At 67.5% G+C, this 18,460-nt stretch carries 16 protein-coding genes; 8 read left to right on the forward strand and 8 right to left on the reverse strand.

Annotated features, from left to right (window positions below):
- Positions 1 to 5: 5 nt before the first annotated feature.
- Positions 6 to 629 carry a cytochrome c oxidase subunit 3 family protein gene (locus tag DB31_RS29910; RefSeq protein ID WP_338034329.1) on the forward strand — a complete coding sequence of 208 codons (624 nt, stop codon included), beginning with the start codon at positions 6 to 8 and terminating at the stop codon, positions 627 to 629.
- 30 nt (positions 630 to 659) lie between these two features.
- Positions 660 to 1,070 carry a cytochrome C oxidase subunit IV family protein gene (locus tag DB31_RS29915; RefSeq protein ID WP_044193741.1) on the forward strand — a complete coding sequence of 137 codons (411 nt, stop codon included), beginning with the start codon at positions 660 to 662 and terminating at the stop codon, positions 1,068 to 1,070.
- Here the strand turns inward: DB31_RS29915 and DB31_RS29920 are convergent.
- From DB31_RS29920 to DB31_RS29925, 3 genes are all read right to left on the reverse strand, one after another.
- Positions 1,067 to 1,633, reverse strand: coding sequence for a hypothetical protein (locus DB31_RS29920; protein WP_044193743.1), 567 nt, complete (start codon positions 1,631 to 1,633; stop codon positions 1,067 to 1,069). The two genes, DB31_RS29915 and DB31_RS29920, sit on opposite strands and share 4 nt — an antisense overlap.
- Positions 1,634 to 1,831: 198 nt before the next feature.
- Entirely contained in the window at positions 1,832 to 1,921 is a 90-nt protein-coding gene (locus DB31_RS51695) for a sensory rhodopsin transducer (RefSeq protein WP_420806729.1), read from the reverse strand.
- Positions 1,922 to 1,965: 44 nt separating this feature from the next.
- Positions 1,966 to 2,352 carry a phage holin family protein gene (locus DB31_RS29925; RefSeq protein WP_169787113.1) on the reverse strand — a complete coding sequence of 129 codons (387 nt, stop codon included), beginning with the start codon at positions 2,350 to 2,352 and terminating at the stop codon, positions 1,966 to 1,968.
- 235 nt (positions 2,353 to 2,587) lie between these two features.
- Here DB31_RS29925 and DB31_RS29930 point away from each other — a divergent pair, with 235 nt between their 5' ends.
- The 3 genes from DB31_RS29930 to DB31_RS29940 are packed head-to-tail and all read left to right on the forward strand — an operon-like array spanning position 2,588 to position 8,699.
- Positions 2,588 to 3,715 (forward strand): enolase C-terminal domain-like protein, encoded by a 1,128-nt coding sequence (locus DB31_RS29930; RefSeq protein WP_044193745.1) that lies wholly within the window; start codon positions 2,588 to 2,590, stop codon positions 3,713 to 3,715.
- On the forward strand, positions 3,712 to 6,867 hold the full coding sequence (locus DB31_RS29935) for an FAD-binding and (Fe-S)-binding domain-containing protein (protein WP_083968828.1): 3,156 nt from the start codon (positions 3,712 to 3,714) through the stop codon (positions 6,865 to 6,867). Before DB31_RS29930 ends, DB31_RS29935 begins: the two co-directional genes overlap by 4 nt.
- Positions 6,868 to 6,914: 47 nt before the next feature.
- Entirely contained in the window at positions 6,915 to 8,699 is a 1,785-nt protein-coding gene (locus DB31_RS29940) for a thiamine pyrophosphate-requiring protein (protein ID WP_044193747.1), read from the forward strand.
- A 39-nt stretch (positions 8,700 to 8,738) separates the two neighbouring features.
- Here the strand turns inward: DB31_RS29940 and DB31_RS29945 are convergent, their stop codons facing one another.
- A complete protein-coding gene (locus DB31_RS29945) occupies positions 8,739 to 9,698 on the reverse strand; it encodes a DUF2254 domain-containing protein (protein ID WP_338034337.1) in 960 nt (319 codons plus the stop codon).
- A gap of 39 nt (positions 9,699 to 9,737) precedes the next feature.
- Between DB31_RS29945 and DB31_RS29950 the strand changes: the two genes are divergently transcribed.
- Positions 9,738 to 11,000: a mechanosensitive ion channel family protein gene (locus DB31_RS29950; protein WP_044193749.1), complete on the forward strand. Its 1,263-nt coding sequence runs from the start codon at positions 9,738 to 9,740 to the stop codon at positions 10,998 to 11,000.
- Positions 11,001 to 11,330: 330 nt separating this feature from the next.
- Positions 11,331 to 12,197, forward strand: coding sequence for a hypothetical protein (locus tag DB31_RS29955; RefSeq protein WP_044193751.1), 867 nt, complete (start codon positions 11,331 to 11,333; stop codon positions 12,195 to 12,197).
- A gap of 37 nt (positions 12,198 to 12,234) precedes the next feature.
- On the opposite strand, the gene speA is transcribed toward DB31_RS29955, so the two are convergent.
- Positions 12,235 to 14,256: a biosynthetic arginine decarboxylase gene (gene speA / locus DB31_RS29960; protein ID WP_044193753.1), complete on the reverse strand. Its 2,022-nt coding sequence runs from the start codon at positions 14,254 to 14,256 to the stop codon at positions 12,235 to 12,237.
- Between the two features lie 227 nt (positions 14,257 to 14,483).
- On the opposite strand from speA, the gene clpX reads away from it, so the two are divergent.
- Positions 14,484 to 15,557, forward strand: coding sequence for an ATP-dependent Clp protease ATP-binding subunit ClpX (clpX, locus tag DB31_RS29965; protein WP_044193755.1), 1,074 nt, complete (start codon positions 14,484 to 14,486; stop codon positions 15,555 to 15,557).
- Between the two features lies 1 nt (position 15,558).
- Here the strand turns inward: clpX and DB31_RS29970 are convergent, their stop codons facing one another.
- From DB31_RS29970 to DB31_RS29980, 3 genes are read right to left on the reverse strand one after another with little or no spacing between them, the layout of a single operon-like run.
- Positions 15,559 to 16,158 (reverse strand): hypothetical protein, encoded by a 600-nt coding sequence (locus tag DB31_RS29970; RefSeq protein ID WP_044193757.1) that lies wholly within the window; start codon positions 16,156 to 16,158, stop codon positions 15,559 to 15,561.
- Positions 16,159 to 16,185: 27 nt separating this feature from the next.
- Positions 16,186 to 17,673, reverse strand: coding sequence for a SitA5 family polymorphic toxin (sitA5, locus tag DB31_RS50775; RefSeq protein WP_476702766.1), 1,488 nt, complete (start codon positions 17,671 to 17,673; stop codon positions 16,186 to 16,188).
- Positions 17,674 to 17,704: 31 nt separating this feature from the next.
- Entirely contained in the window at positions 17,705 to 18,451 is a 747-nt protein-coding gene (locus DB31_RS29980) for a CvpA family protein (RefSeq protein WP_044193760.1), read from the reverse strand.
- Between the last annotated feature and the right edge of the window lie 9 nt (positions 18,452 to 18,460).

Here is an 18,460-nt window from a genome sequence, read left to right on the forward strand (position 1 = left end):
GGCCAGTGGTTCCACACGCCGAGCACTTCGGCGATGAGGCGTCGCGTCAGGACGCGGCGCACATGGGCATGTGGATCTTCCTGGCGACCGAGGTGCTGCTGTTCGCGGCCCTCTTCGCCGCCTATTCCCTGTACCGGCTGGCGTACCCGGAGGTCTTCTCTCAGGCGCGCGAGCACATGGATCTGGCGCTGGGGACGATCAACACCTACGTGCTGGTGAGCAGCAGCGTCCTCGTGGCGTTGGCGATCGCCTCCATCCGAAAGGGGAGGGATCTGGCGGCGGGGGTGCTGCTCGCGGGCGCGGTGCTGCTCGGCATCACCTTCCTCTGCATCAAGGGCATGGAGTACGCCCACCACGCGAAGGACAAAGCCCTGCCCGGCGCCCACTACGCCTACGACAAGTTCGCCGTTCCCGGCGCGAGCCTCTACTTCACCCTCTACTGGATCATGACAGGCATCCACGCGGTGCACGTGACGGTGGGGATCGGGGTGCTCTCGGTGCTGTGCGGCCAGGCGCTGTCAGGGAAGTTCAGCGCGGCCTACCACACGCCAGTGGAGCTGGGCGGCATGTACTGGCACCTGGTGGACATCGTCTGGTTGTTCCTCTGGCCGCTGCTCTACCTGGCGTGACGAGCGGCGGGTGTCGAGGAGGAGGCGCGCATGGCGGAGACTCGAAGCAAGGAGCAGGGAGGGCGAGCCCACGGTGGTTATGGCAAGGCCCTGATCGTGGGCGTGGGGCTGCTGTCGCTCACCACGCTCTCGTTTGCGCTGTCGCGCCTGCACGTGGGAGCTTGGGGGCTCGTGGTGGCGGTGGCCATCGCGGTCATCAAGGTGACGCTGATAGCCTTCTTCTTCATGCACCTGTCGGAGCGAGCCGGAGGGCCCCGGCTGGTGTTCGCCACCGCGGTACTCTTCGTCATCATCCTTATCGGGCTGATCCTCGTGGAGGCCAGCGACCGGCCCCAGCCCGCGATGCCACCGGGGCCGTTCTCCGCCGAGCGGCTGCCGGGCCTGGATGAGCAGCCCCAGGCGGCTCCCACGCGCGAGCCCCCGAGCGAACAGACACCCTAGGCGCGAACCGCCTCCACGAGCGCGCGAAGCTTTGGGCGCTTCAGGGCACGGTAGAGCGTGGCCGTCAGCCTGCGGGCTGGCACCACCGCGCCCAGTGAGGCGCCAAAGGCCATGTGCACCAACAGGAAGGCTCCGTGCGGCGCCTCGCGATCCAGCGGTGGCGAGGCGAACGGCACGATCAACCCCGGCATGATCACCTGGAGCGCCAGTCCCATCAACATGCCGAGCATCAGCGCCGCCGTGGCGGTGCCGCCGCGTGGCAGCACCAGCGCGAAGAGGGTGGCCAGCCCTCCCGCGGTGGCCACATGGACCGCCAGGCCCACAAGCACTGAGAGCGCGCCGGTGGGGGCTTCCCGGAAGAAGACACCCCCTACCAGCCGGGCCGCATACCAGAGGTCTCCGTGGGTGAGCGCGCCCAGCGGCAGCGCCAGCGCTGCCATGAAGACCGCGCCGAGCAGACCCACGAAAGCCCCCGGCATGAGGACATCCCGGAAGAGCTTCCAGTGCTCCGCCTCCTCTTGCGTGGCGGCGAGGACCTGCCGGACGTGCTCAATGCGTTCCATGCAACCCTCCACTCCTCTTTCGGAAAACGAGGAAAGTGACGGCGAAAGCCATGGGGATGTCACGCTCGAGACGAGGGCCGAGCCAGCGCCGTCACCCAGCAGCGCGTAGTCGCCGATGGGCGGCTGAGGGCCTCGGGGAGAGCGTGGAGGCGCGTGAGGGCGGTGGCGATGGGAGGGCAGGTGCATTCCAGAGGCTCATCACTCCACGGGCTCCCGATCCGCGAAGAAGAGGGTGAACTCCACGTGGGCATCCTGATCAGAGGCGTTGAGCCCTCGGCAATGGCCCACTGCTTGCTCCCGATAACGGTTGGCATCTGTGTCCTCCAGCAGGGCTAGGTGAGCTGTTCTTGCACCAGGGCCAGATCCTCCTGGACTTGTCCCAAGGTCCGAGACATGGGCTGCTTGGGCAGGCTCCGCACTCCCTGGAGCGCCAGGGCCGCCGCGCCGCCCATCATGCCGAGCCCCACCAGCAGCGTGAAGGAAGCGGGGCGTGTCCTCAGTGCCAAGGCGAGAGACACGGCGAGTGCGATGACTCCCCCCAGCCCCACGCCTGCGCTCGTGCCCAGCAGCGTCAAACTCTTGAGGGCCTGGCGAGCGTCCTCTCGCAGCTCCTGCCGGGCGGCCTCGAACTCCGCCTGCGCCAGCCGCTTGCCCTGGTCGATGGCCTGCCCCAGCAGCTCACGCGCCGACTCACCGGTCTCTCCCTGCGAACCCTTCATGTCCGTGGCTCCCGGCGCCTCTCGGTCCCTGGCGCTCATGCTCTTGTCGCTTCGGCAAAGCTGAGCCTGATGCTCGTGGCGTGCAGTGCCAGCCGGTACACGGAGGGCGGGCCTCTGTCGGCATCCCAGCAGGGCGGCCGGGCGGCACAGCGCCTCACTTCATGACTTGGGCTCCCAAACTATTTTCCGTCTTGGAGAGACGTGTCTCCCTCCCAGGGTTCTCAGGGGGTCTTTCGTGGCGGCAGGGCACCCACGGGGCAGCGGGGCGGCACCCATCGAACGGGTGGAGGTATCCGCGTACCAAATCCCCACGGATGCCCCTGAGGCGGATGGCACCTTCGCGTGGGACTCCACCACGCTGGTGGTCGTGGAGCTGACCGCCGGGGGCCAGCGGGGACTCGGCTACACGTATACGGACGCGGTGGCCGCGGCGCTGATCTCCCGCGTCTTCGCCCAGGAACTGCGCTCTCAGGACGCCATGGACATTCCCGCGCGGATGACGGCGCTGCTGCGCCGGGTGCGCAACCTGGGGCGGCCGGGCCTGGTCTCCATGGCGCTGTCCGCTGTGGACGCCGCGCTCTGGGACGTGAAGGCCCGGCTGCTCGGCCTGCCTCTCGCACGGCTGCTCGGCGCCGTGAGGGAGCGGGTCCCCCTCTATGGAAGCGGAGGGTTCACCTCGTACTCCGTGGAGCGGCTCCAGCAGCAACTCGCGGGCTGGGCCGAGCAGGGCATCCCTCGCGTGAAGATGAAGGTGGGAAGCCACCCCGAGGAGGATCCCGCCCGCGTCCGTGCCGCCCGCACGGCCATTGGAGACCGCGTGGAGCTCTTCGTGGATGCCAATGGCGCGTACACCGTGGCGCAGACCCTGGCTCTCGCGGACCGCTTCGCCGAGTGCGGCGTCTCTTGGTTCGAGGAGCCCGTGTCCAGCGATGATCTCGAGGGGCTCCATCGCGTCCGCTCACGCGCCCCGGCCGGCATGGCGGTAGCAGCGGGGGAGTACGGGGATGGCGGCATCTACTTCCGCCGCATGCTGGCAGCGGGCGCGGTGGATGTGCTGCAGGCGGACGTCACACGGTGCCTGGGCATCACCGGCTTCCTCCAGGCGGACGCGCTGTGTGACGTCTACCAGGTGCCGCTCTCCGGGCACTGCGCCCCAGCGCTCCACGCCCATGTGGCATGCGCGGCCCGGCGGCTGGTGCACCTGGAGTACTTCCACGATCACGCCCGGCTGGAGCGGATGCTCTTCGAGGGCGTGCCCGAGGTGAGAGAGGGCGCGCTCGTGCCGGATCTCTCACGTCCGGGGCTGGGGCTGGAGCTGAAGCGGGCGGACGCCGCCCGCTACGCGATGGGGGACAACACATGAGGACTTTCGCGCTTCTCGAGACGTTGATCGATCAGCACCGGCTCAAGCGAGGCCGGAGGCCCGAGCAGGTCCCTGAGCGCCGCGAGCGGCAGGAGGTGGACGTCAAGGGGCTGGAGTTGGCCTTGCGCGAGCGGCTCGAAGGGGAGGTGGAGTTTGACGCTGGCAGCCGCGCCCTCTACGCGACGGATTCCTCGAACTACCGGCAGGTCCCGCTGGGCGTCGTGCGTCCCCGCTCCATCGAGGATGTGATGGAGATCGTCCGTGTCTGCCGCCGGTTCGGCGCGCCGCTGCTCAGCCGGGGAGGGGGCACGAGCCTGGCGGGCCAGTCGTGCAACGTGGCCGTGGTGATGGACTTCTCCCGGTACCTGAACCGCATCCTGCACGTGGATCCCGAGCGGAAGCGGGTTCGGGTGCAGCCCGGCGTGGTGCTGGACAACCTGCGCAAGTTCACCATCGACCGCTACCAGCTCACCTTCGGTCCAGATCCCTCCACGCACAACCGCTGCACTCTGGGAGGCATGATCGGCAACAACGCCTGCGGCACGCACGCGCAGCGGGCGGGGCGGATGGAGTACAACGTGGAGGAGCTGGAGGTCCTCACGTACGACGGGCTCCGCCTGCGCGTGGGCCCCACTCCGGAGCCGGAGCTCGAGCGCATCATCCGAGACGGAGGCCGGCGCGGGCAGCTCTACGCGGGGCTCAAGGCGCTGAGGGACAAGTACGCCCCGCTCATCCGCGAGCGCTACCCGAAGATCCCCCGGCGCGTCTCCGGCTACAGCCTGGACGAGCTGCTCCCGGAGAAGGGCTTCAACCTGGCCCGGGCCCTGGTGGGCACCGAGGGCACGTGCGTCACCGTCCTGGAGGCCACGCTGCGGTTGATCCCCGAGCCTCGGGCCCGCTCGCTGGTGGTGCTGGGCTACCCGGATGTGTTCCAGGCCGCGGACCACCTCCCCGAGGTGCTCGAGTCCCAGCCCATTGCCCTGGAGGGCCTGGATGGGGTGCTCGTGAACGACATGCGCCGCAAGGGCATGCATCCGAAGGACGTCGCGCTGCTGCCCGAGGGCGACGGCTGGCTCGTCGTGGAGTTCGGAGGGGACTCGAAGGAGGACTCGGACGCGCAGGCCCAGAAGTTGATGTCACGCCTGAAGCGCCACGCCCACGCGCCCACCATGCGCCTCTATGACAAGCCCGACGTGGAGCACCTCATCTGGGAGGTGCGTGAGTCCGGGCTGGGTGCCACCGCCTTCATTCCGGGCGAGCCGGACGCGTGGGAGGGTTGGGAGGACTCAGCGGTGGCTCCGGACCAACTGGGAGCCTACCTGCGCGAGTTCAAGAAGCTCCTGGGGAGTTTCGGCTACAGGACGGCGCTCTACGGCCACTTCGGCCAGGGCTGCTTGCACTGCCGCATCAACTTCGACTTCACCACGCGCGCGGGCATCCAGAAGTACCGCCGCTTCGTGGAGGAGGCGGCGGATCTGGTGGTGAAGCACCACGGCTCGCTCTCGGGCGAGCACGGGGATGGACAGTCCCGCGCGGAGCTGCTGCCGAAGATGTTCGGCGAGGAGCTGGTGCGTGCCTTCGGCGAGTTCAAGGCGATCTGGGATCCGGCCAACAAGATGAACCCCCACAAGAAGGTGTCGCCCTACCGGGTGGACGAGAACCTGCGGCTGGGCACCCAGTACGCGCCGCCCCCGCTGGACACCCACTTCCAGTATCCAGAGGATCGCGGCAGCTTCGCCCGGGCCACCCTGCGCTGCGTGGGCGTGGGCAAGTGCCGCCGCGAGCAGGGCGGCGTCATGTGCCCCAGCTACATGGTGACGCGCGAGGAGAAGCACTCCACACGTGGCCGGGCGCACCTGCTCTTCGAGATGATGCAGGGCGAGCCCCTCAAGGGCGGCTGGCGCAGCGAGCACGTGAAGGACGCGCTGGACTTGTGCCTGTCGTGCAAGGGCTGCAAGTCCGACTGCCCGGTGAACGTGGACATGGCCACGTACAAGGCCGAGTTCCTCAGTCACTACTACTCGGGCAAGGTGCGGCCGAGGCACGCCTATGCGTTCGGGCTCATCATGTTCTGGTCGCGGCTCGCCTCGCTGGCGCCTCGGGTGGCCAACTTCTTCACGCAGACGCCGGGGCTCAGCCGCGTGGCGAAGTGGGCGGCAGGAGTGCACCCGGCGCGGAGCATCCCGCCCTTCGCCCCTCGCTCTTTCCAGAGCCGGGTGCGCGGCCGGAAACCTGCGCCCACCACGCGCGGGCCCGTGGTGCTGTTCCCGGACACCTTCAACAACTTCTTCCACCCGGACACGGCGGGCGCGGCCCTGGAGGTGCTGGAGGCCGCGGGCTTCGAGGTGCGCGTGCCCCAGGGCTTCGTGTGCTGCGGCCGCCCGCTCTACGACTACGGCATGCTGGACACGGCCAAGGCGTTGCTCCAGCACACCCTCGCTCGCTTCCGCGAGGAGATCCGCGCGGGGGTGCCCTTCGTCTTTCTGGAGCCGAGCTGCGCAGCTGTGTTCCGGGACGAGCTGGTCAACCTCTTCCCGCATGACGACGACGCGAAGCGCCTGAAGCAGCAGACGTTCGTGCTGAGCGAGTTGCTGGAGAAGAAGGCGTCGGACTTCCAGGTGCCCACGCTGCGAGGCCGGGCACTGGTGCAGGGCCACTGCCACCACCAGTCGGTGATGAAGTTCGAGCAAGAGAGCGAGGTGCTGAAGAAGATCGGATTGGACTGGGAGAAGCCAGACTCCGGCTGCTGCGGGATGGCGGGGGCGTTCGGGTACGAGGAGTCCCACTACGAGACGAGCGTGGCGTGCGGAGAGCGCGTCATCCTGCCCAAGGTACGGGAGGCGCCGCGAGGCACGCTTGTCATCGCGGACGGGTTTAGCTGCCGGGAGCAGATCCGGCAGGGCTCGGGGAGGACACCGGTCCACCTGGCGCATGTGCTGTGGGCGGCGCTCCGGCGCAAGCAACACCTGTTGGATCGGGATGAGCCTGAGAAGGCCCTGCTCGAAGAGGCCCAGGCGCTCCTCGTGAGTGGGACCGTCCCGAAGGCGCGGTGGGGCGCCCTGGCAGGCGCTGGGCTGCTCGCCGTGGGGGCTGCCGCGGGCATCTTCCTTGGTGTTTCCCAGGTGAACAGCTTGAGGAAGAGGCTCTCCTGACACGTTCTCCTTTCTCACCTCACTCCTGACGCAGACCGAGGCACACGATGAGCGCGACTGTTGGTGACTACTTGCTCTACCGCCTGAGCCAATGGGGGATCCGCCGCATCTACGGGTACCCGGGAGATGGCATCAACGGCATCATCGGTGCGCTGGGCCGCACCACGGAGTTCCAGTTCATCCAGGCACGCCATGAGGAGATGGCGGCCTTCATGGCGTGCGCCCACGCCAAGTTCACCGGAGAGGTGGGCGTGTGCCTGGCTACCTCGGGCCCCGGTGCCATCCACCTGCTCAACGGCCTGTATGACGCGAAGCTGGACCACCAGCCCGTGGTGGCCATCGTGGGCCAGCAGGCGCGCGCGGCGCTGGGCGGCCACTACCAGCAGGAAGTGGATCTGGTGACGCTCTTCAAGGACGTGGCCAGTGAATACGTCACCATGGTGACGAAGTCCGCGGCGGTGCGCCACGCGGTGGATCGCGCGGTGCGCATCGCGCAGATCGAGCGCACGGTGACATGCGTCATCGTCCCCAATGATCTCCAGGAGGAGACGTACGAGAAGCCCGCGCGGGCCCACGGCACCCTCCACTCCAGCGTCGCCTACAGCGTGCCGCGCGTCCTCCCGCAGGAGCAGGACCTTCGCCGCGCCGCGGATGTGCTCAACGCGGGCAAGAAGGTGGCCATGCTGGTGGGTGCGGGCGTGCTCAACGCCGCTGACGAGGTGATGCAGGTGGCCGAGGTACTGGGCGCCGGCGTGGCCAAGGCGCTGCTGGGCAAGGCGGTGCTGCCAGACGATCTGCCCTATGTGACGGGGGCCATCGGCCTGCTGGGCACCAAGCCTAGCTGGGATCTCATGATGGAGTGCGACACGCTGCTGATGGTGGGCACCAGCTTCCCGTACTCGGAGTTCCTCCCGAAGGAGGGACAGGCCCGCGGCGTCCAGATTGATCTCGACGGCCGGATGCTGGCCATCCGCTACCCCATGGAGGTGGCGCTGACAGGCGATAGCAAGGAGACGCTGCGCGCTTTGATTCCCATGCTTCAGCGCAAGCAGGACCGGAGCTGGCGCGAGCAGGTGGAGAAGGGCGTGCGCCAGTGGTGGAAGACGTCCGAGGCGCAGGCGATGAACTCAGCCAACCCCATCAACCCGCAGCGGGTGTTCTGGGAGCTGTCGCCCAAGCTGCCAGACGGCGTCATCCTGACGGCGGACTCGGGCTCGGGGACGAACTGGTTCGCGCGGGACATCAAGATTCGCAAGGGGATGATGGCCTCTCTGTCCGGCAACCTGGCCACCATGGGCTGCGGGGTGCCCTACGCCATTGGCGCGAAGTTCGCGTTCCCGCATCGGCCCGTGCTCGCCATGGTGGGGGACGGGGCCATGCAGATGAACGGCAACGGCGAGCTGGTCACCGTGGCCAAGTACTGGAAGCAGTGGAAGGACCCGCGCTTCATCATCCTGGTGCTCAACAACCGCGACCTGAACCAGGTGACGTGGGAGCAGCGGGTCATGGCAGGGGATCCGAAGACGCCGGCGACGCAGGACCTCCCGGATTTCCCTTATGCGAAGTACGCGGAATCGCTGGGTCTCAAGGGCATCCGGGTGGACAGGCCTGAGCAGATCGCCCGGGCGTGGGACGAGGCGCTGAGCGCGGACCGGCCCGTGGTCTACGAGGCCTATGTGGACCCGGATGTGCCGCCGCTGCCGCCCCACATCACCTTCGAGCAGGCCACGAATTTCGCCAGGTCCTTGCTGGGCGGTGACGTGGACGCCGGTGGCGTCATGAAGCAGTCCATCAAGGGCATGGTGGACAAGCTGTTGCCGCACAAGGACTGAGCGTCAGGACACCACGGGCAGGGGGAAAACTGTGAGGTGTCAGTGGGTAGATGGTCTGGGGCTTCCCTCGGCGCTCCTGCGCGGCGCTCCCGCTGCAGGTCCCCGCACCCTGCCGAGCGTGTCCGGAGGCTGTTCCCCGCGGCGGATGGCTGACCTGGCCTCCAGCAGCGCGAGCTGCCGCTCCAACTCTTCCCGGCGGAAGGCGGGCGCCACCTGCAGCAGGTCTTCCAGCAGGGAGCGCAGGCGGCGGGTCACTTGGATGGAGCCCTCGCCGTACTGGCGCACCTCATCCAGCGCCAGCCGCACATAGGAGTCCCAACTGGGGCGGGGGCAGATCATCCGCAGCGCGCCGGTCTCATCCCTGCGCGCGGGCGCGGGGAAGCGCTGGCGCACCATGCGCCGCAGCAAATCGTGTAACTGGTCGATGGCCTGGACGGCCGTGGTGGGATCGTTGATGCCAGGCGAGAGGGCACGCTCGGCGATGTCCACGAGTTGGCGGAAGCCAAAGGCGGTGTCCTGGTGGATTGTTCGCTCTGGAGCGATCTGCAGCGCCTCCTGCAGGTGCTTCGCGTTGAGGCAAGCCCCGTCACCCCAGACCTCGAAGAGGGGGCTTCCATGGGGGACGAAGTCTCCCATCATCGGCACCAGGGCGAGCGTGATGCGGGCCTCCTGGGCGCACGTCAGGAGCTGCTGCTCGTCCACGGCGACGAGCACCCCGGAGTTCCCGGCGGAGGGGATGACCAGGCTGGGGTGTCCCTGGGGCCTCTGCGTGTGAGCCTCCTCTGTGTCCTCGCCCAGGCCCTCTGGGTACATCTGCTCCAGCGAGGCGCGCGCCTCCTTACCGATGCGCGTGAGGATGACCACGGCCCGGATGGATTGGGCCACGTGGTGGATGTAGTAGATGAAGGCGGCCACGCTGAGCAGGGACATGACGACCGCGAGCCAGACGGACAGGCTAGGGGAGGGGGCTGGACATGCGGTGGAAATATATATAGTGATTTGAGCTCAAACTAAATCCCTACGCTGGGACTCAAGAGCATGCGCCGATCCATCCCGCTCCTATTGTGGCTGTTCTCCTTGCCAGCGCTGGCGCTCGATGAAGGGCTGGGAGCTCGTCTGGAGGGAGTGCTGCCGCCGTTCTTCTTCGCCAAGCCCTTCGGGGTGTTGGAGCTGTGGAAGTGGCTGGGGCTGGCGCTGATCGTGGGGGTGGGGGTCTTCGCCGGACGCTCTCTGGAGCGACTGGCGCTGCGCGTGGTCGGACGTGCGACGGCCCTGACGAGCTCGGGCTGGGACGATCAGCTCGTGGGAGCGGGCCGGGGCCCCTTGCGCCACCTGCTTTTCGTGCTGTGGGTCGTCGCGGGCGGACGGCTGTTGATGCTTCCTCCTCCCGCGCAGCACGTGGTGGATCTCGGGGCGCGCTCGGTGGTGATCGCGACCGTGGCATGGTTCCTGCTGCGCTTCGTGAGGCTGGCCGCGCGCTTCGTCGAGCAGAAGGTGGGCAACGAGGGGAGCAGCGCGGACGTGGGCCGGGCCCGGGGCCTGCGCACCCAGCTCTCGGTGCTGCGGCGCATCACGGAGGTGACGGTGGTGCTGGTGGCGGCTTCGCTGCTGCTGCTCCAGTTCGAGGCGGTGCGTCACGTGGGCGTGTCGCTGCTGGCGTCCGCGGGCCTGGCGGGTCTGGTCATCGGTCTGGCGGCGCAGAAGTCCATCTCCACGCTGCTGGCGGGCATCCAGTTGTCCATCACCCAGCCCGTGCGCATTGGAGACACCGTCATCGTGGAGAACGAGTGGGGGTGGATCGAGGAGATCACCCTCACCTATGTGGTGGTGAAGGTGTGGGACTTGCGTCGGCTCGTCGTGCCGATGACTCACTTCCTGGACAAGCCCTTTCAGAACTGGAGCAAGGTGTCGCCGGAGATCCTGGGCACCATCGAGGTGTACGCGGACTTCCAGACGGACGTGGTGGCGATGCGCGCCGAACTCCGGCGCATCCTGGAGCAGGAGTCCGAGGGGCTGTGGGACGGCAAGGTCAATGGACTTCAGGTGACGGGCTGCACCGAACGAGCCGTGCTGATCAGGGCGCTGGTGAGCGCGGCGGATTCGGGCAAGGCGTGGGACTTGCGCTGCCTGGTGCGTGAGAAGCTCATCGGCTGGCTGCAGCGCCAGCCGCACGGGCTGCCACTGGTTCGCGCCGAGGCGAGCCACCAACTGACAGGAGAGCCCTCGTTGCTGCTCGGAGTGCCCGCGGTGGCGGGCGCACGGGCGGGTGGAAACGTGCTGGCCGTCCGGTCCAAGGAGTGAGGCTCCTGGCTGCGGCTCACTGGGGGCGGCGGCCCACGCGGTTCTTGTCCCAGATGGCGTAGATGGAGTCGATGTGCGTCATCAGGAAGCGCTGGACTCGCTGAGGAAGAGCGGCGCCAGTCACGCCCATCAGATGCGGTCAAATGATTTGAGCTGCAGCTAATGCTGGAGCGGTGTGTTCCACCAGCGGTACCGGGGCGCTCTGTGAGCATTCAGGCTGGCGGCCTGGAACTCGCTGTGCTGCCTGGGTGGCTGCCGCAACCTGCCGTCCGTACCTTTCTGGCGAGCCTTTCATCTGTTGAACGAGCGCCAGCAGGAAGGGGGAGCGCCATGGGGAAGGAGCATCGCGCGGGTCCGGTCGAGGTGCTCCGCAACCTGGCCTTGTCGCTCGAGCGCATGGCGGCGCGCGAAGCGGCGAGCAGTGTGATGCGCGGCGCGGCCGAGGGGATACGCGAGGAACTGCCGGATGAGCTCGAGAGGCAACTGCACGCGCTGCTCCAGGATGCGCTGACGGTCCTCGGGCGCATGGCACATGAGGCCGCCGAGCGGGAGCCCGTGGAGCCGGGGGCTACCGCGCACACCCTGGCGGCGGCGGCGATGCAAGGGGTGGTGGAGGTGCTGGAGCGGGAGTGGCAGGACGGTGGGATGCCCTTCCACGCTCTCGTCGAGCGCATCAATCGCCTCCTGGACGAGATCACCTCCTTTGCCCGCAGCCGCACCGACGAGATTCGCACGCCCGGAGAGCGGGCCCAGGCCATGGCGGAGGGCATGGTGAGGGCGGCCGTGCGGGAGCTTCAGGAGTCCTTGCCAAGGCTCAAGTCGAAGCTCCGGGAGGACGGGGCGCTCCTGGGAAGCTTGTTCGAGCAGGCTGGCCGGGGACTGGCGAGGGGGCTGGCAGCGGGCCTTCGCGAGGAGCTCGCCTCGGGCAAGGCGGTGGGATCTTCCTTGGAGGAGCTCGCCGGGCGCTCCTCCGCCGCGGTGGTCCGGGGCGCGAGCGGAGCGCTGAAGGAGCAGGCGGGGCCGTGGCGGCAGGCCGTGGAGCGCGACGGGACGCTGCGGCGGGCGAGCCGGGAAGTCACGGCGGGGGTGCTGGAGGCCCTGGGAGCGAGGCTGCGGCGCCCGCTCCTCGCGCTCATGGGGGCAGGCGGCGCGCTCGTGGGGCTCAGCCTGTTCGCGGCCCGGTGGCGCCGCGCCTGAGGCCGGGCCCGGAGTGTCCGAGCCCGGCGAGGCCGGATCAGGTGCCCGTCGGCGGCGGCGTGATGCGGGGCGGGACCGACGTGTCGTGCGGGGCCACGAGGCGCAACTGGCCGTGGTTGGCGGAGGCGAACTTCGCGTCCACGTCCCGCTCCAGGTACGTGTAGCCGGACAGGCCTTCCTCGTACATCCGCAGCAGCGTGCGCGACTCGTCCAGGGAGATGCGGCCCTGGCGCAGCGCCACCTCGGTGAACTTGCGCAGCCGGGCGACGAGATCGTCCTTGTTGTAGCTCACGTAGTGGAGCACCTCGTTGACGGTGTCTCCCTCCACCACGTGGTCGATCAGGTAGCCCCCGTTGGGCGCCAGCGACACCTGCACGGCGTGCGTGTCGCCGAACAGGTTGTGCAGGTCGCCGAGGATCTCCTGGTACGCGCCCACCAGGAAGATGCCCAGCAGGTAGTCGTCATCGTTGAGCGGGTGCAGCTCCAGCGAGTCCTTCACCTCGCGCTTGTCGATGAAGTGCTCGATCTTCCCGTCCGAGTCGCAGGTGATGTCCGCCAGCACCGCCTTGCGCGTGGGCTTCTCGTTCAGGCGGTGGATGGGCATCACGGGGAAGAGCTGGTCGATGGCCCACGAGTCCGGCAGCGACTGGAACACCGAGAAGTTGCAGAAGTAGGTGTCCGACAGCTGCTTCTCCAGGGACTCGAGCTCCTCGGGGATCTCGCCGGCCTCCCGGGCGATCCGCATGATCTTGTGGCAGATGGCCCAGTAGACGTTCTCGGCGGCCACGCGCTGCTCCAGCGACAGGTGGCCCAGGGAGAACAGGGTGAGGCTCTCCTCCTTGGAGTCTTGGGCATCGTGCCAGGACTCCAGCAGGTTCTTGTTCGTCACGTCCCGCAGCGTGCTCACCAGGTTGCGGACCACGGAGGGGGCCTTCTCGTCCACCTTGTCCGGGGCCATCGCCGGATCGAACTCGCTGGTGCCCAGCACGTCCATCACCAGGACCGCGTGGTGCGCCACCACGGCGCGGCCGGACTCGGACACGATGGTGGGGTGGGCCACACCGGCCCGGTCACACGCCTCCATGACGCCGAACACCACGTCGTTGGCGTACTCCTCGGTGGTGTAGTTCATGGACGAGGTGAAGTTCGTCTGCGAGCCGTCGTAGTCCACGCCGAGGCCGCCGCCCACGTCCAGGTACTGGAGCGGGGCACCCTGGCGGGCCACCTCCACGTAGAAGCAGCCCACCTCACGCAGCGCGTTCTTCACGTTGCGGATGTTGGAGATCTGGCTGCCCAGGTGGAAGTGCAGCAGCTCGAAGTGCTGCAACAGGCCTGTCTCGCGCATGAAGGCGATGGAGGCCATCAGCTCCGAGGAGGTGAGGCCGAACTTGGAGCGGTCACCGCCCGAGGCCTCCCACTTGCCCGCGCCGCGGGTGGACAGGCGCACGCGCACACCCAGCCGCGGGGCGATGCCCGTGCGGCGGGCCACCTCGGCGATCAGCGGCAGCTCGCTGGGCTTCTCCACCACGAGGATGACCTTGCGGCCCAGGCGGGAGAAGAACAGCGCCGTCTCCACGTACTCCTCGTCCTTGTAGCCGTTGCAGATGACGAGCGCGTCCTCGTTGTCCAGCAGGGCCATGACGGCGAGCAGCTCCGGCTTGCTGCCGGCCTCCAGGCCGTAGCCGTACTGCTTGCCCGTCTCGACGATGGTCTCCACCACGTAGCGGTGCTGGTTGACCTTGATGGGGTACACGCCCCGGTACTGGCCCTTGTAGTTCTGCTCGGTGATGGCCTTCTTGAAGGCCTCGTTGAGGTGCCGCACCCGGTGGCGCAGCACGTCGGTGAAGCGGATGAGCAGCGGCAGGCCAATGCCCCGGCGGCGCACCTCTTCCACCAGCTCCTTCAGGTCCATGCTGGCGGCCTGGGGACCGTCCGGATGGACGCAGACGTGGCCCTTGTCGTTGATGCCGAAGTACGGGTTACCCCAGTTGCGGATCCCGTAGGTCTCCAGGGCGTCGGCGAGCGTCCAGCGGTGTTGCGGGGGGGAGGTGATGGCCATTGCGTCTCAGGGCCTCCGGGGCGAGGGGATGTGGCTGGAGTGCCAACAACCCATGGAACGCGCGCAACTATAGGGAAAGCGCCCCGGGTTCAATAGCCGACTGTCAGCCGGGCAGGCAGCCGAGCGGCGCCGCGGGGGAGGGGGAGCCCCGAGGTGGGCCTCCTCGCGTTTCATTCCTACCCTCCTGTTGAACGCTGGGAGGACGCGTGGACCGAAGGGGAGGGTACATGGAGTCGTCCGCACGCAGGGACGAGGGGCCGGTGCTGACGCCCCGGCAGATCTTCGAGCGGCTGGATCGCTACGTCATCGGGCAGGAGGAGGCCAAGCGGGTGGTGGCCATTGCTGCCCACAACCACCTCAAGCGCATTCAGGCCAAGCGCCAGCGCCGGGGGTCGCTGATCAAGAAGTCCAACATTCTGCTGATAGGGCCCACGGGGAGCGGCAAGACGCACATCGCCCGGAACCTGGCGGAGATCCTGTCTGTCCCGTTCACCACGGTGGACGCCACCGAGTACACGGAAGCCGGGTACTACGGGAAGGACGTGGAGGTGATGATCTCGGACCTCCTGTTCAAGGCGAACCACTCGGTGGAGGACACCCAGAGGGGGATCATCTTCATTGACGAGGTGGACAAGATCGCCCGGCGCTCGCAGGGGGCTCGCAATGGGGCGGGCAGCCGGGACATCGGCGGCGAGGGCGTGCAGCAGGCGCTGCTGAAGCTCCTGGAGGGGCGCGAAGTTTTTGTGCCCATGAACGTCACGCAGGCGTGGAACAAGAGCGACTTCGTGCAGATCGACACGCGCGACATCCTCTTCATCTGCGCGGGGACGTTCTCGGACCTGCACGACTACGGGGAGAGCGCGGCGCGGCCGCTGGGGTTCGGGGCGGAGGAGCTGGCGCGGAAGGTGAAGAAGCGCATCAGCGTGAAGCAGCTGGTGGACTTCGGGATGCTGGCGGAGTTCCTGGGGCGCCTGCCGGTGACGGTGCAGCTGCAAGCGCTGGGGGAGGACGACTTGCTCCGGGTGCTGACGGAGCCGCCGGACTCGGTGCTGAAGGAGTTCCGCGAACTGCTGGCGTTCGACGAGATCGAGCTGGACTTCACGGAGCAGGCGCTGCGCGCGGTGGTGCGGTTCTCGGTGGAGAAGGGGCTGGGAGCCCGCGGCCTGCGCTCAATCTTGGAGTACGTGATGTCGGACGTGATGTTCGAGGCCCCCGAGTGCCGCCGCCGGCGGATCACGGTGGACGCGGACTTCGTGGGCGCCCGGCTGGCTGGACTGGACGCGGCGCAGCTGAGCACCTGATTCAGAAGACCACGCCGTCCAGCTTCTCCAGGACGGCGCGAATGGCTTCCGAGGTGGTCCCATGGCGCTTGGCGAGCGCCGGGGCCGAGAACGTCAATGCTCTGGTCGAAGGTGGGTCCTCGGCGCAGATCTCCATTGCACCTCGCCCGACATCGCCAGGCCATGGCAGGGCAGTCAGCTCACGGTGCCGCTGCTGGGGATCCAGAAGGGTGAAGCACGGCCAGGGAGGAAAACGGAGCCGACGGGCATCACAGCCGAGGAATCGAGTCTGATCGAGGTTGGCCTCAGTGAAGTCGCAGTCGTCAATGCTCCCTTGGCCCGGTGCGGACGGCCATTCACCGAAGTCATTTCCAGTGAAGCGGCCCTTGAACCGGCAGCCTGTCAGGACCACGGATTGCCAACGGAAATTCTTCAATTCCCGTTTGACCTCAATGCTGCAGCCGATGAGCCGCGTTCGAGCAATGACGAGAGCGCGTGCAGGCACCCCAATGACCAGAGTGCAGTTCCGGAGGGTCAGATTGTGACCCAGATAGAACACCTCCGTCGCACTCTCCAGGACGAGCCGCTCATTCGCGATTTCTTGGTCACGGAATTGGATCATGCTTCCTGATAGCCGGTTTTGGGAGGCTCAAAAGGTGATGAGCCGGAAGAACATCTCCGCCATTCTGCGTCCATGGAGAGCCATGTTTGAGTCTGTTCCTGCAAGGATCTCGTATCTGATTCCCGTCGCGGGGTTCACGGCATCCACGCCCGTGCGGCTCCACTGCAACTCGCTGAACTGATCTCTCAGTCTGTTTTCTACCCACTGTCCGCGGAACCGCAGTTCCATCAGGCGTGCTTTCAAGTAATGGCCTGCATCGCGCGCGTCCTTGATGGCTCTTTGTTGGGGTCGTGAGAGTTCAGCTGGGCTCCACTCATTCGCGATGCGCTTCGCCGCTGCCTGGAGTGAGTCACCGACTGGGTCCCTGGTAGGCACTTCCTTGAGCGACTGACCGGCGCGCAAGTGCCAGCGCTGTCCGTTGATGAAGACCTGCTGGTTGCCTCCTCGGTGGCGGATGAGGGTGACGGAGTGCGCTTCGGCTGCTTCTTCCGCCGATGCGGCCGCTCTGCCGCCGGGCCGTCGCACCATGAGGGTGAAGGTCTGCTCCTCGGCTGCGGCGGCCCATTCCACTTCGCCTGCAGCACTCAGGCGCATCCCTTGCGCCTCGGCCTGGGCCGCCGCCTTTGCAAACCCCGGCAGCTTCGGCAGCTTCTGGACGAACTTCCCACCACCCCCCACGATGGCGGTGGTGATCAACATCACCAGCACCCGCGCGGTGTTTTCTCCCATGAGCTGACTGAAGCGCTCGCTGGCCTCTTCTATTTCCTCATAAGTGGTTGCCCGGTCCGCCTCGCGTACCAGCTGGGCCCACCCATCCATCAGAGTCCACAGCGTGTGCACCGGCAGCCACGCCAGCATTGCCAGGGTGAGACTGGCCGCCAGCAGCTTCGAGACAGGTTCCGGCAGCAGCCAGAGCGTCATGTAGACGAAGGCAGTGCACACCACCATGGCCACCACGGCCTGGGGAGTCACCATTCCCCGAAGCGCCGCCCCCGTCTCCCTCAGCACCCGTTTCAACGACAGCGCCAGCGCTAACGCACGCACGTCCTCCTTCGTCAGCGTGGGGCCGTCCGCGAGCAGACCCAGGCAGTCGCCCCCTCCGTACTGCTGCAGGCACATGTTCAGGTAGCGCCGCCGGTACTCGGCGGCCGTGCTTGCTTCCAGCGGGCTCTCCTCGTCCAGGGGCGTGAGCCGCACGACCTGGCCGCGCTCCATCTCCGCCAGCAAGGAGGCGTGCAGCCCACCCTGCATGAGCAGCCGTGCCTCCTCCATGGGCTGGGAGGAAGGAACCACCTCCGGGGCCAGCATCCTCAAGGCCCGCTGGAAGTCTGCCGAGGACAACTGGACGGACTCCTGCGAGCCGATGTCTGGGGCGAAGACGTGCAGCTCGTATCGCGCTGCCGCCGACCGCACCTCGTCCGGATCCGCGTCCTGGAGTGCGCGCATGGCTCGCGGTGTCCCTGTGCAAGCCGTCAGCCACACCAGAAACAGCGCTCCCACTTCTCGCCAGCTCAAGGGGTACCTCTCTCTGCGGAGGCGCGCAGTCTCAGCGGTCCGAGGCCTGGGCCGCTGCGCCCAGCCGTGCCGCGAACTCCGGATCCTGGATGAGCTGGAGGATCAGGTTGCTGCGCAGCAGCGCCTGCGTGTCGCCCTGCTCGAGCGCCCGGCGCAGCGAGTCTTCCTTCAGCGCCCGCTGGAAGCGGGGATCCTGCCGCAGCGCCTTGTAGGCCGGATCGTTCTGGAGCTTCCGCGCCCTCTCTGGATCCGTGCTCGCCTGCGCCACCCGGACGAAGTCCTTGATCGGCGCGAACTGCGTCATCTCGAAGAGGTTGTGACTCCGCACCAGGCCAAAGGCCTTCGAGTCCTTTGGCGAGATGCCCAGCTTCTTGCCCGCCACCACCACGTGCTGCTCCACGAACGTCAGAGCGCTCATCACCACGTAGCAGATGAGCGCCACCTTCGTCCCTCCCAGCACGAAGCCGATCATCCGGTCCGGACCGCGGTTGTTCGGATCCTTCCCCGCCATCAGCCGCTGCAGCAGCGCTACGAGTGCGTAGCGCACCGTGATCAGCACCACCACGAACACCAACACCGAGGCCACCAGCACCCCGGCCAGCTGTGAGTCCCCGAACGAGCCCGCCAGCTTGGGGCCCAGCACCGGCCCCAGCCGCTTCGAGGCGAAGTAGGCGACGGCCATGCCCACCATCTGGGCGATCTGCTTCGCCGCCCCCGAGATGGCTCCGATCAGCGCGAAGAAGATGACCAGGCACAGGATCGTGACGTCGATGACCACCGTGGACCC

Source organism: Hyalangium minutum, assembly GCF_000737315.1.
Taxonomy (GTDB): Bacteria; Myxococcota; Myxococcia; order Myxococcales; family Myxococcaceae; genus Hyalangium; species Hyalangium minutum.